The organism is Vibrio sp. A1-b2 (assembly GCF_021726015.1).
Classification (GTDB): domain Bacteria; phylum Pseudomonadota; class Gammaproteobacteria; order Enterobacterales; family Vibrionaceae; genus Vibrio; species Vibrio diazotrophicus.
The window spans coordinates 337,623-352,609 of record NZ_JAKKCI010000003.1; the positions used below are offsets into that span (position 1 = coordinate 337,623).

A 14,987-nucleotide genomic window follows, 5' to 3' on the forward strand; every position below is an offset into this window, starting at 1 on the left:
CTACCCGGAATTTTCCGTTGATTGAACAGCCCTTTGCAATGAGAGTGGTAGCTGAGTGCTGACTCTTAGCTCGACTTGATTTACCAAAGATTCCCATCGAATACCTTTAACCTCACTAAATATCGTCTCAAAGTTATTTATCCCCCAATGAACAAAAGGCTTGGGATCTAATGAACGGCCGACGAATCGAATTTCATAATGTAAATGTGGTCCAGAAGAAAGACCGCTGTTGCCCGAATATGCTATCAAGTCACCCTTTTGTACAAAGTCGCCACTTTTAACTGCGAACTTTTGTAGATGTGAGAATGAACTGCTGAATCCGTGCATATGCAATAAGCGCAGAAAATTACCCGAGCCTTGATTACTCCTACGGGTGATTTCCACAACACCATCTGCTGGTGCATAAATTGGAGTCCCAGTATTTACCGCGAAATCTTGGCCTCTGTGGAATGCTGTTTTACCCGTAACTGGATGAACCCTTTTACCATAACTAGACGAAATTCGTCCTTTTTGTACAGGAGAACCGCTTGGAATTTGAGTCAACATCACCATCCTGACCGATGATGTAATTGCAGCCGTATCTAAACGAGACTCCAATTCGGAAGATGTCTCTCCCATTCCGAGCACTTTCTCAAGGTCACCTAGCTTATCTGAAACAAGCTGTATTTTTTCTTCGCGCTCCAGCAAGTCTCCCTCTAAACTGGCTTTCAAACTTTTAAGGGAAGAAACTTCCTCAGACAGTGTTAATGATTTATTTTCCAACTCAATCTGCTTTAAGCGCGCAAAATATGCATCGTTTACCAGCTTATAAATAAATGCTCCTGTGGCAAGCACACTGGCAATAAGCAAATAACCAACACCTTTCAAGCAGTACCGATAGAGCTTCCCGAGATGGAAATGCCGTGTTCCGTTAATAGACGAAACGGAAACTATTACGTTCTCTTTCATTCACAAATTCTAGTGTCCATATTGAAAGTGGCGGAATTCTAGCAAGGAAATGCAACTGGCTAAACCACTTGGTTGCCGTAGTTGCTTCCAATTCACACTTCTTAGCGACTTTTTCTTGTTATTAATCATTCATGAAATGCAAATAGATATGAAACTAAGTGACTGATTTACTTTAGTGTTTACTCATATTAGTGCACATTTATGCTAATAAGAGAAACCCAAGATTAAGATTCTACCCACAAACGAATCAGAGCATGGCGTTAAGTTACCCCTGCAAACCTACAACTGATTGCTTTCTATTTAAACAAAAACATGAGGGCACAAATATACAACAAAGCACATAAATACCGCATGAAACTTGTCCGTTTCATTGCCAACTTGAGAATACCCAAAAACCAAATCTGGCTGCTTTTTGTACACCATAATCCCTGTATCTAAATTACAAATATCTCATTAATTATTTTTCCAATTTATTTCAAAGTGTGAAATAAATACACAAGCGTGATTATGATCACTCTAAAAATCTTACAAAGTCTTTAATTTGGCAAATATGTGACACGAGTCGACTTATTTAAAAATGATTTTTTACCCACAACGAGATATTGATCATTTAATATTTATTGACATTTTTTAAATGAACAATTTGTAACAAAATTACATAGTAGAAAAATGAAGAAGATCACAAAGAAATTATTTGAATGGCATCAATTATGATTGGTTGATCACAAAAAACCCGTTCTCAGAGCCAACTAGAAATTGTGTGGTAAATTTATTGAGTGTTATTCAATCAGCGGTTTTGGCGAACCGTTACTACAACAAAACTAATCAGAACATCGAACGGGGTAAACTTATGTTATCACCAGAAGCAAAGGTCAAGGTACAAAATTTTGGCCGATTCCTTTCTAATATGGTAATGCCGAACATCGGCGCATTTATCGCTTGGGGCTTTATTACAGCACTATTCATTCCTACTGGCTGGATTCCAAATGAAACACTATCCAGCATGGTAGGTCCTATGATCACTTACTTGCTACCGCTACTTATCGGTTATACCGGTGGTAAAATGGTTGCAGGCGATCGTGGTGCAGTTGTTGGTGCAGTAACCACTATGGGTGTCATCGTTGGTACTGACATTCCAATGTTCATGGGTGCAATGATTGCAGGTCCTCTGGGCGCTGTTGCTATCAAGAAATTCGACCAAGCTGTTCACGGTAAAGTGAAAAGCGGCTTCGAAATGCTAGTGAACAACTTCTCTGCTGGTATCATCGGTATGATCTGCGCAATCATTGCGTACTTGGTTATCGGTCCTGCAGTGAAAGTACTTTCTACTGGCCTTGCTGCTGGCGTAAACACTCTAGTTGAATCAGGTTTACTACCTCTTACTTCACTTTTTGTTGAGCCTGCTAAAATCCTATTCCTGAACAATGCGATTAACCACGGTATCTTCTCACCACTTGGTATTCAGCAATCAGAAGAACTAGGTAAGTCAATCTTCTTCCTAATCGAAGCTAACCCAGGCCCAGGTCTTGGTCTACTTATCGCTTACATGGTATTTGGTAAAGGTAGTGCTAAACAATCAGCGGCTGGTGCTTCAATCATCCACTTCCTAGGTGGTATTCACGAGATCTACTTCCCATACGTACTTATGAACCCACGTCTAATCATCGCTGTAATTGCAGGTGGTATGACTGGTGTATTCACTAACGTATTGTTCGATTCTGGTCTTGTATCTCCAGCATCTCCTGGTTCTATCTTCGCAGTTCTACTGATGACACCAAAATCTGCATTCACTGGCGTTATCCTATCAGTAATCTGTTCAGCAGCTGTTTCATTCTTTGTTGCATCACTACTGATGAAAACTCAGAAGCAAACAACTGAAGATGACGATTCTCTAGAGCAAGCAACTAGCCAAATGCAAGGCATGAAAGCGTCTTCTAAAGGTCAAAACCCAGTTGCTGCAAACATCGACATGGGTGCAGTTCGTAAAATCATCGTAGCTTGTGACGCCGGTATGGGTTCAAGTGCGATGGGTGCGAGCTTGCTACGCAAGAAAGTTGATGCTGCAAAACTAGATATCGAAGTAACAAACCTAGCAATTAACAACCTTCCAAACGATGTAGATATCGTTGTCACTCACCGTGATCTTACTGACCGCGCACGTAAACATGCTGCTAATGCTAAGCACATTTCGCTATCAAACTTCCTTGATAACGCTTTGTACGACAACTTAGTTGCAGAACTTACCACGGCTAAAGAGGGCGCTCTAAAAAAGCCTGAAACACCAGCAAACACTAACTCTAGTGAAGACAAAACACTAAAGCTATCCAATGAAAACATCTTCTTGGGCTTAACTCCGAAGAGCAAAGAAGAAGTGATCAAGTTTGCTGGTGAACAACTTGTAAGACTGGGCAATGTAGCACCTGAGTATGTCGAAGGCATGCTAGCTCGAGAGCAACTGGTGTCTACATATCTGGGTGAGTCCATCGCCGTTCCTCACGGAACTATCGAAGCTAAGCAATACGTTAAGAAAACCGGCATCGTCTTTTGCCAATTCCCTGAAGGTATTCAGTGGGGTGAAGACGAAGATGATGTAGCGAAATTGGTTATCGGTATTGCTGCGCAAGGTGATGAACATATTCAAGTTATCACTGCTATCACCAACTCACTTGATGACGAAGAAGCCATCGAGTGTTTGAAGACCACAACTAACCCTGGTGATGTTCTTCGTATATTAAATGGCTAATTAGCGTTTTGAGCCATGCTCCTACACGATGAACTTAAGGCCGGTCTCCCCCCGACTGGCCTTCTTTTAAATTTGAATTTTTGGAAGGTATGTTATGAAAGCGTTGCATTTTGGTGCCGGCAACATTGGCCGCGGTTTTATTGGTAAGTTACTCGCAGACGCAAACATTCACGTTACATTCACAGACGTCAATCAGGTGGTTGTAAATGCACTGATTGAACGAAAGGAATATCCTGTAAAAGTAGTAGGCGCTGATTGCGTTACAGAGATTGTAACCGGTGTCACTGCTATTAATTCTAATGACCCAGCGGTAGTCGACTGTATTGAAGAAGCAGATATTATTACTACTGCGGTTGGACCTACAGTTTTAAGAATCATTGCAAAAACATTAGCTCAGGGGCTTGAAAAAAGAGTCAAGAGCGGTAAGACTTCGCCTCTAAATATTATTGCCTGTGAAAACATGGTACGTGGCACCACTCAGCTAAAAGAAGCCGTATTTGAGCTTCTAGCAGATGATGTGAAGCCGCAAGTAGAACAGTTTGTTGGTTTTGTTGACTCAGCTGTAGACCGTATCGTTCCGCCAGCAGAAGACGGAGAAACCGATCCTCTGGCAGTAACGGTAGAAACATTCAGCGAGTGGATTGTCGACGAGACTCAGTTTAAAGGCGACATCCCTAACATTCCTGGTATGGAATGCACAGACAACCTAATGGCATTTGTAGAGCGTAAGCTGTTTACCCTGAATACAGGTCACTGTGTGACGGCTTATTTAGGTAACATTGCCGGCCACAAAACCATCCGTGAAGCCATCGAAGATCCTGCTATTCGTAGCGAAGTGAAACAAGCGATGGAAGAGAGCGGTGAAGTACTGATTAATCGTTACGGGTTTGAAAGAGAAAAACACGCAGCCTATATCGAAAAGATTCTAGGACGTTTTGCGAATCCTTACCTTGTTGACGAAGTGGATCGTGTTGGTCGCCAACCAATCAGAAAATTGGGGCCAAATGATCGACTCATTAAACCTTTGCTCGGTACCATTGAGTACAACGTAGCAAATGGCACTCTACTAAAAGGCGTAGCGGCTGCACTGAAATACACTAATGACAGTGACCCGCAAGCAGTAGAACTGCAAGCATCTCTTCAAGACGTGGGCGTGAAAAAGACTCTAGCGCATTACACGGGTTTGAATGAGAACAGCAAAGAAATACAACAAATTGAAGCTTTATACGCTCAACTCTAAAAGAAAGAGTGAACGTTATATAAAGCGACAACTTTAGAGGGCTGGCGTTCAGCCCTCTAGCCCAAAATTCGATTAGAACATTATATGGTAAACACAATTAACGAAACTGAAATATTAGAACGATTGAATGATGCTCCTTCCGTTCGTGGTTATTTCATTGCTGCCGTAGAGATATTCAGTGATGCCATAAACGATCTGATGGAAAGGATTTTTCGTAAAGATAATTTCGCTGTTCAATCTGTAGTAGGTCCACTACTGCACGATACAGGTCCATTAGGAAATCGTTCTGTCAGACTCAAACTGCTTTATGGTTTGGGTGTTGTTGCGGATGATGTGTACCACGATATTGAGTGCTTTATCAAAATTCGCAATCAACTGAATAAAGACGGCTCAGAGTATACCTTTACCGATCCAAACATCGTTGCTCAAATCAAAGAACTGAACCTAGTGAAAAAGTCGGGCATGGTTCCTTTTGACGCAATGGACCCAGACTTAGACATCGACTTAGACTTTTACCATCTGCAGCTTCAACGCCAGCAACAGATGATTAAATCCGGCTTATCTCTAGCGATCATTGAAATATGCAATGACCTCAACAAAGAGAGCCCTTTTTAAACAACTGTCTACAGTTAATGCCCTCACATTCCCACTTTTAAATCATGACACTACCGTTTTTTCATCAGCATGTTAGCCTTCTGACCATTATTCGTTAAATGAGAACGTGCAATGAAAATCGGTATTATTGGCCTAGGTGATATCGCACAAAAGGCCTATCTCCCTGTAATCACATCCATTCCTGACATCGAACTCGTATTCTGTACTCGTAACGAACAGGCGCTTAAGACACTCGCAAATCAATACCGCGTTTCTTCATACTGTCGTGATTACAAAGAGCTGCTTGGCTTTAATGTTGATGCCGTAATGATCCATGCAGCAACGGCCATTCATCCTGAAATCGCCAGTTTCTTTCTCAGCCACGGAATCCCGACATTTGTAGATAAACCATTGGCTGACAGCGCTCAAGCATGCGAAACACTTTACCAGTTAGCACAAAAGCACAATCAGCCTCTGTATGTCGGTTTTAACCGCCGCCATATACCGCTGTTCAATCAACATTTGTCAGGCTTGCATCAGGGTACTCTCGACAACTTGCGCGCCCTTCGTTGGGAAAAACATCGCTACAACTTAACGGGCGATATTCGAACCTTTATTTTCGATGACTTTATCCACCCCCTGGACAGCGTAAACCTGTTCGCAAAAGCCGATCTGCAAGATGTGTATGTCACGCATCAAATGTCTGGTAATGAACTGGCGCGTATTGATGTGCAATGGCAGCATGGCGAAACACTATTGCATGCATCAATGAATCGTCAATATGGCATCACAGGCGAACGTATACAGGCTCATTTGGTCAACGAAGCGTATGAGTTTGACTCCTTCGTTTCAGGTACTCGCTGGGCGAACAACCAACAAACCTCACTGTCACTCAAAGACTGGACACCCATGTTAGAAAGCAAAGGCTTTGCACACATGATTAAAGACTGGATAAGCGTTGTGGAGAAAGGCTCAATTTCAACATCCGTCATCGAGCGTAATCTTGCCAGCCACCAGCTAGCAGAAGCTCTTTATAATAAAATTCACAGTTCGCTCTAAAAAGATCTGTATCGCCTATACTTAACTCGTTGCCACTCTATTCCTAGACTGCACAACGGGAGGGTATATGGAATTAAGAAACAAAGCTGGGCAAGTCACTCAACTGGCTGACAACCTCACTTTAAAAGAAGTTCAGGATATGGGATTCACCATCGACTTATGTGATGAAGCCTACGACCCAAACGAACACTGGCAGGTTCAGCAAGATAAACACAACCAACGCCGAGACTATCCTGAAGAATAGCGAAAAACCGAGCTGCTAGGCTCGGTTTTCATCTTTATCCTTTAGAATTGAAACGGCACACGCTAATCAATTTGATTGATAAACCACGGTTTAAACTCATTCAGCACTTCTGAGTATTGAGGCATTTGCAAAGCCAGTGTGGTAATACACGGCTCAATGCTTGATCTGTTATAACTCAAATTCGCCAGTTTCTGCGCTAATAGCTCCATCGGCAGTGGGTCTAACATGTCGCTGAAGATCTTCGCTTCGAGGATAGTCCCCTTCTCTACATCTAGGTACACATCTACCCCACCCCATGTAAAACGTTCATCCAAGCGATGAGTAAACGGTGGTGTTTGTCCGAAATTCCAATCCCAGCTTTGTTGTACAGCGAACTTATCACTGAATGTTGGTAAATCGTGGAAGTTTTCTGGCGTGATCCATTCAGCAGTAACTGACTCGTCATAATGTTCTAAATACGCTTCGATAATCGCTTCACACACTTGCTCATGATTGATATCTGGCTTAACCGTATTGAGGTTGATTACACGAGATTTCACGGAAGTAATGCCCTTCGCTTGCAGCTTTTTCTCATCAGGATTGAGGTAATCAGCAAGGCGGTTCAAGTCTGCACTGAGCAATAACGTGCCGTGATGAAAACCTCTGTCTAAGGTTTCACGGTACGCCGACCCCGAGAACTTCTTAATTCCAGCTTCATCTTCTATCACCAAATCGTTACGACCATTCGCCACACCGTTAATGCCCAGCTTCGCTAAAGCTGCTAGCACGATGTTGGTTGAGATTTCTTTGTCATACTCAGGCTTTGCGGCCATAAAAGTAAAGTTGGTATTACCTAGGTCATGAAATACCGCACCTCCCCCTGTCTGACGACGAGCGAGCTTTACACCGTCTTGCTCCATTCTGTCTGTCTTACACTCCCTCCACGGGTTCTGTGCGCGGCCAATTACCACAGTATCGGCATTGCGCCAAAGGAACAGCACCCTTTGGTCAGAAGGCATAGATCGAAAAATGGTATCTTCGACGGCTAAATTAAACCAAGGGTTAGTGGAATCTGAGATTAGAATGCGGGTTTTGCTCATCAAGTTCTGTTCCTTCTAGGGGATAAGACTTCGCTATGATACTAACCAGATAGCATAAACACGAGCAGAGAATTTCGATAGCTCTGATTGGTAACTCATTACAATCATGAAGATTAAATAACAAAACAGCCTCTAATAGAGGCTGTTAAACATGACAATATTTCTCAGAAAACCAAGTAACTTATTACTCGAAACAGACCTTCGCCCAACGAGCGAGACCAGCCGTTACCGAACCGAAGTAGTTACCGCTGACCACAGGTATATTCGGCAGCACTTGTTCTACTGCGCTACGTAGGATTGGTGAACGAGCTGAACCACCAGTCATGAAGATCACATCCGGCATAGTCCCGCCAAGTGTTACCGCTTCAGACACCAGTTCCACCATTTTGCTTTTTGGCACTTCAATCGCTTCAATCATTTCTTCTAAGCGAATATCAACATCAATCAGTTCTGACAAGACCTTGAGCTGCGCCGTGAACACCTGTGAATCGGAAAGCGCGATTTTCGCTTCTTCTGCTTTCTTCACAAGGCTGTAGCCCAAAGTATCGTGGTAAACCGACAGTAACCGCGCCAGCTTTTCAGGTTCGGCCGCTTCTTTATGCAGATGCTTGAGATCTTTTAGGTTCTCTTTGGCAAAGAACTTGGCCTGAGCGCTAACATCGTTAATCGCAATCGGATTCCAGAACTGGGTCAGTGGCATTTCGAGCCCTGAAAGCGTTCTACTGCCAAAACCAAAAGGATGCATCAGTTGCTTGAAGGTCATATGAATATCAAGATCGTTACCACCGATACGCTGACCAGTATGCGCAATCAGGCTATCAGTACGGTCAGCTTTGCCAGCCCAAGACGGTCCCATTTTAATCAGCGAACAGTCGGTAGTACCACCACCGATATCCACAACTAACACGGTTTTGTCTTCGGTTAGTGACGCTTCATATTCTAAGCCAGCCGCAACAGGCTCAAACTGAAATTCAATATTGCGGAAACCAGCTCGGGTTGCCGCGCGGCGCAAAATAGTTTCCGCTTGTAAGTTAGAAGCCTCACCGCCTCTACCTTGGAAGTTTACAGGGCGACCAATTACCGCATCGGTAATCACTTGCTGTGCACTCTTTTCTGCTTGTAATTTGATATTCGCCATCATGGCGCAGACTAAGTCTTCGAAGAAACCCAATTGAGCCTCACGCAGCCCCATTGCACCAAGGAAAGATTTTGGTGATTTTACGTAATAGACTTCGTGTGGATCAGACAAATACAGATCAAGCGCAGCCTGACCAAACATCACATCATCAAACTGAAGATCAATATCTTCTTCGCGGTTTGCCGCAATGGCACGACGAAGACGTTGCTCCCCTGCTGCATCTAAAGGCGCAAGATCACGATGACGAAACAGATGCTCTGCAACCGAATCACGCGTAGGAGCGGCTAATGTTGAAGGGATGTAGAAACTGTCTTTCTCTAATAGGTGCAACTTCGGGTCGTTGCCATCCATACTTGCCACAGAGCAGTTCGCGGTACCGTAGTCAAAACCGATATACATCTTAAGCCTCCAACTTGAAAAAGGCCGGAGATGCTACCGCAAACGGCGATGTAAAAACAGCCTCAACGATGAAAAGAGATAAAAAAGGGGACAGATAAACCTCTGTCCCCCTTCGCTAATGCTTGTGTCTGTCTAATTCTTAAGGAATTAGCCTGTTAAGCCTTGCTTCGCCAAGTACTCATCGTAAGTGCCGTGGAAGTCATTAACGCCATCTTTCGTAATTTCGATGATACGCGTAGCAATAGACGATACGAATTGACGGTCATGAGAAACGAACAGTAGCGTACCTTTGTAGTTCTCTAACGCTAAGTTCAAAGACTCGATCGATTCCATATCCATGTGGTTGGTCGGTTCGTCCATTAGCATGATGTTTGGTTTTTGCATGATCAACTTACCAAACAACATACGACCTTGCTCACCACCCGAAATCACTTTTACCGATTTCTTTATGTCATTTTGTGAGAACAGCATACGACCTAGGATACCGCGAACAGTTTGCTCATCGTCGCCATCTTTTTTCCATTGACCCATCCAGTCAAGCAGGCTCATATCCTGTTCAAAATCGTGCGCATGATCCTGAGCATAGAAACCGATGTTGTTGTTTTCAGACCACTTAATCACACCATCCATCGGAGCCATAGCGCCCGCTAGCGTGTTAAGCAGTGTCGACTTACCGATACCGTTCTCACCGATGATCGCAATGCGCTCACCCACTTCAACCATCAGGTTAACGCCGTTGAACAGGATGTTTTCGCCATAGCCTTGTTTTAGGTCAGTCACTTCTAACGCGTTACGGAACAGCTCTTTTTCCTGTTCAAAACGGATAAACGGGTTTTGACGGCTTGAAGGCTTCACATCTTCAAGTTGGATCTTGTCTAACTGTTTCTGACGAGAAGTCGCTTGTTTTGCTTTCGATGCGTTTGCAGAGAAGCGGCTTACGAAGGTTTGAAGTTCAGCCATTTGAGCTTTCTTCTTCGCGTTATCTGCATGCAGACGATCACGCGCTTGTTCAGCGGCGATCATGTATTCGTCGTAGTTACCGTGGAATAGACGCAGTTCACCGTAATCTAAGTCCGCCATGTGAGTACACACAGTATTCAGGAAGTGACGGTCGTGCGAAATGATGATCATTGTGCAGTTACGTGATAACAGAACCTGCTCCAACCACGCGATAGTGTGCATGTCCAAGTTGTTGGTTGGTTCGTCTAGTAGCATGATTTCTGGTTCAGCAAATAGAACCTGAGCCAATAACACACGAAGTTTTAAGCCCGGTGCAATCTCACTCATTAAACCGAAATGTTGCTCTTCTGGAATACCCAGACCTAACAGCAACTCACCTGCGCGAGCTTCTGCAGAGTAACCGTCCATCTCAGCAAATTCAGTTTCTAGGTCGCCTACACGCATACCGTCTTCATCAGTCATTTCAGGAAGTGCGTAAATGCGGTCACGCTCTTCTTTCACTGCCCAAAGCTCTTTGTGACCCATGATAACGGTATCAACAACGGTGTATTTTTCGAACGCGAACTGATCCTGACCCAGTTTCGCCATACGCTCGTTAGGATCGACAGAAACGTTGCCTGCAGATGGTTCAAGTTCACCACCTAAGATCTTCATGAATGTAGATTTACCACAACCATTCGCCCCAATAAGGCCGTAACGGTTGCCATTACCGAATTTGATCGAGATATTTTCAAATAATGGCTTATCGCCAAATTGCATGGTGATGTTTGCAGTTGTTAGCACGTAAAATTCCTAAGTAGTAAACAAGAAAAAAGTTGGCAATTAGCCAACTTTTCAAACTGGGGCAATAGTAGCAGCTTTTGTGATAGACATCACCCCCAATAAGGGGCATTTGTTTCTACTGACTCGCTTTATTACTTGGAACAATATTGCTAAGAACCGTATTGCTAAGAACAAAGCAACTACGCAAAGCACCTTTGGATGAACTGAGCTGCGAGTATTGCGCCTTCGGAAGAAATCGTATGCTCTGTCTCTGGCTCATAACTCTCTTCAACATTGAAGTTTGACTTGGTAAGCAGCTTCGCCGCGTTCTGACTTTCAGTCCAAGGAATGACAGGGTCACTCTGACCGTGAATCAATAACACAGGAGTATCCGAATTCTTTGCATAAGGTTGTGGCGAAGAAAGCCGACCTGAAAAAGCCACCACTCCGGCTAGCGGGTATCTCGCACTCACCAACGCATCTAACGACATAATTGAGCCTTGTGAAAAGCCGACAAACACCACTTTGTCTGTGGCGAAATCTATGTTGTTTTCAGCAAGCAGCGCTTTAATCGTCTTATCAAATGCTCTTCTCGCCTCGACAATGCGCTGCGGGCGATTTTCCGCTGTCACGCCAATCAGACTGAACCATTGATAACCCACATTGGCTTGATCAAAAGCGAATGGCGCGTTAGGTGATAAGAACAAAGTATTTGGCAACAATGGATGCCAAAAATCCCCTAATGAACTTAAGTCTTCACCATTACTTCCTACCCCGTGGAGCAGAATTACTACTTGTTTAGACATTTTTAACCCTTAAAGCTGAACTGACTTCTTCATCTTAACTTAGAATATTTTGAAGATTATGTAGCGATTAAATGAATGATTAACAACATACGGGAGATAAAAGTTTGATGCCATTCGTTTTAGCTTATATCAAAGCATGTTCACGCAAACTCTTTTACCATGACTCAACATGCACCTCTCGACTATACCTATGAGCCAGCCAGACATCCTTAAAACCATCGCGAGTTTTACCTCTATCGAGCAGGCTCTCGATCATTTTGAAATCGAGTTTGACAGCCGTTTTATCGATGAATACCGAGTGCAGGTAACAAAGATATTTAACGGCTATTTGATCATGCAAAAACCCGAAGACTGGTTTGCGGCAAGACGCGCTTTGAAAAATGCCTACTGTAAAGTACAACGAGGAAGGTTAGATCCCCATACTCGCTCTGCATGCCGCGGCTGTACTTCTTGTCAGCGCCGTTAATCCTAGCCGCACTGTTCGCTCCCTTGCTAACTCGCTCATTTACATTGTAAATCACAGTTTCAAGCCAGCAGCGAATAACGGTGTTGAGCATTTGCTTTGAAGCTGATTGAATGGGCATAAATCACTGAAAGGAATTGCTATGTCCGACAAACTCTCCACTTCTGCGTTAGCGAAACTGCGTAATGTCGATGCGAAACAGCTATTTTCTGACCTATCCAAGGCAGGCTATCTCAGTCGCCATGAAGGTCAATGGCTGCTGACTGATCTCGGTGCAAAATTCGGTGGAGAATACGTTGAACATCCTAAATTCGGTAAATTTGTCGTTTGGCCGGAAAACTTACTTATCGACCTGATGGCCACAGGTGGCAACACCTTAACGGCAACCCAAGTGGGTGAGTATTTCAAACTTAACCCTAAGAAAGTCAATCAACTATTGAGCGAACTGGGTTGGATAAAGAAAGAAGATGAAGGCTGGATCGCTACCCCATCAGGCATTCGTGTTGGCGCGAAACAGCGTGAAGATAAATCGTCTCAACAAAAATTTGTGGTGTGGCATGACTCTATTCGTCACAACCCTCACCTGCGTCAGTCCGTGGTCGAGTTTCTAGGGCAAGATGCACAAACGCACGCAACGGATAAATCCTATTCCAGTTTCCGCCAAAAATTCGAAGCTAAACACCGAACATTAGACGGTCATTACGTACGTTCTACCGGCGAATTGCTTATCGATAACTGGCTTTATCTGGCAGGCGTGATACACGCATATCAACGTCCTCTTCCTATTGAAGAGCTTGTCATGAGCGACTTTTACCTGCCCTTAGGTAAGGTCTACATACAATACTGGGGAACTGATAGCGGAGAGATTTCTTTAAAACAGCAGGAAAAAACACGTCAGCTTTACGCTGCTCATGAATTCAATTTAATTGAAATTTCGGCAGATGAAGTCCATCAGTTGGATGATGTGTTGCCTGAGAAATTGCGCCAGTTCGGTATCAAAGCGTATTAACTGGCCGGATACCAAACTGACTATAACAAACTAGAACTGACTAACGGCGGCCGCCGTATCTTGCACCGTAAGCCACTTCTTTTGGCACAATCGTTTGGCCAATAGGAGCCAATGAAATTACCGCCAGTTTCAGATGTTGCAACGCGAACGGAATCCCAATGATGGTGACAAAACACGCCACCGCTGACAGCACGTGACCGATAGCCAACCAGATACCTGCAAGAAAGAACCAAATAACATTACCTATCTTGCCTAAGATGCCGGTACCAACATCTTCACGGAACGTCAGCTCGTTACGATAAACCGCTTCTTTACCAAACGGGAAGAATGAGAAAGTGCCGATAACGAAACATGCGCGTCCCCATGGAATACCAATCAGGCTGACAAACGCAATCAGGCCAACCAGCCACCACGCCAGTCCCATCACGACACCGCCACATAAAAACCAAATAATATTGCCGATCGTTCTCATTAAAACCTCTGACTTGAGACGCTATTCGCTAAGCTTCTGTGTCCAATAATGACTAAGGGCGATTTCACCACTCAGCTAGAAGAAGCAACACGTTAATAAGCGCCCCATATAAAAAAAGAAACCTCAGACCTTAAAGGCTGACCGCTAATGCTACTAGAGCCAGCAAGAAAAGACTTGCGGTTGGCGCATGAATCAGCGTTTTCCCATAAGATTTACTGAAAAGAGTATTGTCGAACCTTTCTTAACAGAAGATGAATTCCACTGAAAGATGCAGAACTGCAAAGGTATTTACATGAAGCTGCGCCAAATTGCGGTAGTACCGCTGATCACACAAAGCGCTAATGCACCGATACGAATTTTCTCTTTAGGCAACGCATGGGTTGTCTTACGCGCCAGTGCATAACCTAGCCAAGCGGCTGGTAACAAAGGAATACTCAACATGACATGATGCATATTGAGGAATCCCGCTGGCACTTGAATAACCAATGAGATGATCGAACTAAATAAAAAGAAAGCCGAGAGATTCCCGCGTAACTGATTCGCTTCTTGGTGTTGTAGCAGTAACGCCATTGGTGGACCGCCAATAGAGCTGCTGGTACCAAAGAAGCCAGAGAAGAAACCAGCAACAACCATTCGCCCCGGAGTTGGTTCAATACGGTACGGCAGCAAACTCACTAATACCGCAAACCACACCAATAGACCCAGCCACAAAGCCAGAACATCACTTGATACCATCACCAGCAAAATACCACCAGCAATAGAACCCGGCACGCGGCCAATCAGCGCCATTTTCAATCCACCAATTGAAATGTCCGAACGTAACTTAATGGCATTCAGCAATGAGATAAACAGCGCACAAATAACGATGGGGGCAGGCACGTAGTCAGGAGAAACCGAAAATAAAAGTGGCGCAGCCACGATGGCTAAACCAAATCCTATTGCCGTTTGAACATACGAACCAACAAATATCAAAAACATAGCAATAAGAGTGGTACTACTTAAATATTCCATCATGCTGCCTTAAAAGACCCTAATTGTGAGAAGCTTTGCCAAGATCGAACGATCCTATCG

Annotated in this window: 14 protein-coding genes; 7 read left to right on the plus strand and 7 right to left on the minus strand. The window is 44.0% G+C overall.

What is annotated here, in order from left to right; all coding sequences use genetic code 11:
* Positions 1-948, minus strand: a complete 948-nt coding sequence (locus L3V23_RS09080; protein WP_042479282.1) for a M23 family metallopeptidase — start codon at positions 946-948, stop codon at positions 1-3.
* An 850-nt stretch (positions 949-1,798) separates the two neighbouring features.
* Between L3V23_RS09080 and L3V23_RS09085 the strand changes: the two genes are divergently transcribed.
* The 5 genes from L3V23_RS09085 (at position 1,799) to L3V23_RS09105 (ending at position 6,828) form a co-directional block, all read left to right on the plus strand.
* The gene (locus L3V23_RS09085; RefSeq protein WP_102967630.1) at positions 1,799-3,691 is read left to right on the plus strand and encodes a PTS mannitol transporter subunit IICBA; all 1,893 of its coding nucleotides are present in this window, start codon (positions 1,799-1,801) and stop codon (positions 3,689-3,691) included.
* Between the two features lie 94 nt (positions 3,692-3,785).
* Positions 3,786-4,931, plus strand: coding sequence for a mannitol-1-phosphate 5-dehydrogenase (locus L3V23_RS09090; protein ID WP_042479285.1), 1,146 nt, complete (start codon positions 3,786-3,788; stop codon positions 4,929-4,931).
* Positions 4,932-5,015: 84 nt separating this feature from the next.
* Positions 5,016-5,546, plus strand: coding sequence for an MltR family transcriptional regulator (locus L3V23_RS09095; protein WP_042479288.1), 531 nt, complete (start codon positions 5,016-5,018; stop codon positions 5,544-5,546).
* A 111-nt stretch (positions 5,547-5,657) separates the two neighbouring features.
* Positions 5,658-6,584: a Gfo/Idh/MocA family oxidoreductase gene (locus L3V23_RS09100; protein WP_102967585.1), complete on the plus strand. Its 927-nt coding sequence runs from the start codon at positions 5,658-5,660 to the stop codon at positions 6,582-6,584.
* Positions 6,585-6,651: 67 nt separating this feature from the next.
* Positions 6,652-6,828 (plus strand): hypothetical protein, encoded by a 177-nt coding sequence (locus L3V23_RS09105; RefSeq protein WP_180980392.1) that lies wholly within the window; start codon positions 6,652-6,654, stop codon positions 6,826-6,828.
* Positions 6,829-6,890: 62 nt separating this feature from the next.
* On the opposite strand, the gene L3V23_RS09110 is transcribed toward L3V23_RS09105, so the two are convergent.
* The 4 genes from L3V23_RS09110 to L3V23_RS09125 form a co-directional block, all read right to left on the minus strand.
* On the minus strand, positions 6,891-7,907 hold the full coding sequence (locus tag L3V23_RS09110) for a lipoate--protein ligase (RefSeq protein WP_237292231.1): 1,017 nt from the start codon (positions 7,905-7,907) through the stop codon (positions 6,891-6,893).
* 184 nt (positions 7,908-8,091) lie between these two features.
* A complete protein-coding gene (yegD, locus tag L3V23_RS09115) occupies positions 8,092-9,444 on the minus strand; it encodes a molecular chaperone (RefSeq protein ID WP_237292232.1) in 1,353 nt (450 codons plus the stop codon).
* Positions 9,445-9,591: 147 nt separating this feature from the next.
* Positions 9,592-11,187 carry an ABC-F family ATPase gene (locus L3V23_RS09120; RefSeq protein ID WP_102962382.1) on the minus strand — a complete coding sequence of 532 codons (1,596 nt, stop codon included), beginning with the start codon at positions 11,185-11,187 and terminating at the stop codon, positions 9,592-9,594.
* 179 nt (positions 11,188-11,366) lie between these two features.
* Positions 11,367-11,972, minus strand: coding sequence for a dienelactone hydrolase family protein (locus L3V23_RS09125; protein ID WP_102965156.1), 606 nt, complete (start codon positions 11,970-11,972; stop codon positions 11,367-11,369).
* A gap of 190 nt (positions 11,973-12,162) precedes the next feature.
* Here L3V23_RS09125 and L3V23_RS09130 point away from each other — a divergent pair, with 190 nt between their 5' ends.
* Positions 12,163-12,438 carry a nitrogenase-stabilizing/protective protein NifW gene (locus L3V23_RS09130; RefSeq protein WP_237292233.1) on the plus strand — a complete coding sequence of 92 codons (276 nt, stop codon included), beginning with the start codon at positions 12,163-12,165 and terminating at the stop codon, positions 12,436-12,438.
* A gap of 139 nt (positions 12,439-12,577) precedes the next feature.
* Positions 12,578-13,444, plus strand: a complete 867-nt coding sequence (locus L3V23_RS09135; RefSeq protein WP_102965154.1) for a glycerol kinase — start codon at positions 12,578-12,580, stop codon at positions 13,442-13,444.
* A 40-nt stretch (positions 13,445-13,484) separates the two neighbouring features.
* On the opposite strand, the gene L3V23_RS09140 is transcribed toward L3V23_RS09135, so the two are convergent.
* A complete protein-coding gene (locus L3V23_RS09140; protein ID WP_042479311.1) occupies positions 13,485-13,916 on the minus strand; it encodes a YccF domain-containing protein in 432 nt (143 codons plus the stop codon).
* A gap of 288 nt (positions 13,917-14,204) precedes the next feature.
* Entirely contained in the window at positions 14,205-14,927 is a 723-nt protein-coding gene (locus L3V23_RS09145; protein ID WP_102965153.1) for a sulfite exporter TauE/SafE family protein, read from the minus strand.
* Positions 14,928-14,987: the final 60 nt, after the last annotated feature.

Coding starts and splice junctions, on each gene's coding strand:
- L3V23_RS09110 (WP_237292231.1), bottom strand. CDS start 7,907: ATGAGCAAAACCCGCATTCTAATCTCAGATTCCACTAACCCTTGGTTT.
- L3V23_RS09085 (WP_102967630.1), top strand. CDS start 1,799: ATGTTATCACCAGAAGCAAAGGTCAAGGTACAAAATTTTGGCCGATTC.
- L3V23_RS09090 (WP_042479285.1), top strand. CDS start 3,786: ATGAAAGCGTTGCATTTTGGTGCCGGCAACATTGGCCGCGGTTTTATT.
- L3V23_RS09130 (WP_237292233.1), top strand. CDS start 12,163: ATGAGCCAGCCAGACATCCTTAAAACCATCGCGAGTTTTACCTCTATC.
- L3V23_RS09125 (WP_102965156.1), bottom strand. CDS start 11,972: ATGTCTAAACAAGTAGTAATTCTGCTCCACGGGGTAGGAAGTAATGGT.
- L3V23_RS09100 (WP_102967585.1), top strand. CDS start 5,658: ATGAAAATCGGTATTATTGGCCTAGGTGATATCGCACAAAAGGCCTAT.
- L3V23_RS09105 (WP_180980392.1), top strand. CDS start 6,652: ATGGAATTAAGAAACAAAGCTGGGCAAGTCACTCAACTGGCTGACAAC.
- L3V23_RS09095 (WP_042479288.1), top strand. CDS start 5,016: ATGGTAAACACAATTAACGAAACTGAAATATTAGAACGATTGAATGAT.
- L3V23_RS09140 (WP_042479311.1), bottom strand. CDS start 13,916: ATGAGAACGATCGGCAATATTATTTGGTTTTTATGTGGCGGTGTCGTG.
- L3V23_RS09080 (WP_042479282.1), bottom strand. CDS start 948: ATGAAAGAGAACGTAATAGTTTCCGTTTCGTCTATTAACGGAACACGG.
- L3V23_RS09145 (WP_102965153.1), bottom strand. CDS start 14,927: ATGGAATATTTAAGTAGTACCACTCTTATTGCTATGTTTTTGATATTT.
- L3V23_RS09135 (WP_102965154.1), top strand. CDS start 12,578: ATGTCCGACAAACTCTCCACTTCTGCGTTAGCGAAACTGCGTAATGTC.
- yegD (WP_237292232.1), bottom strand. CDS start 9,444: ATGTATATCGGTTTTGACTACGGTACCGCGAACTGCTCTGTGGCAAGT.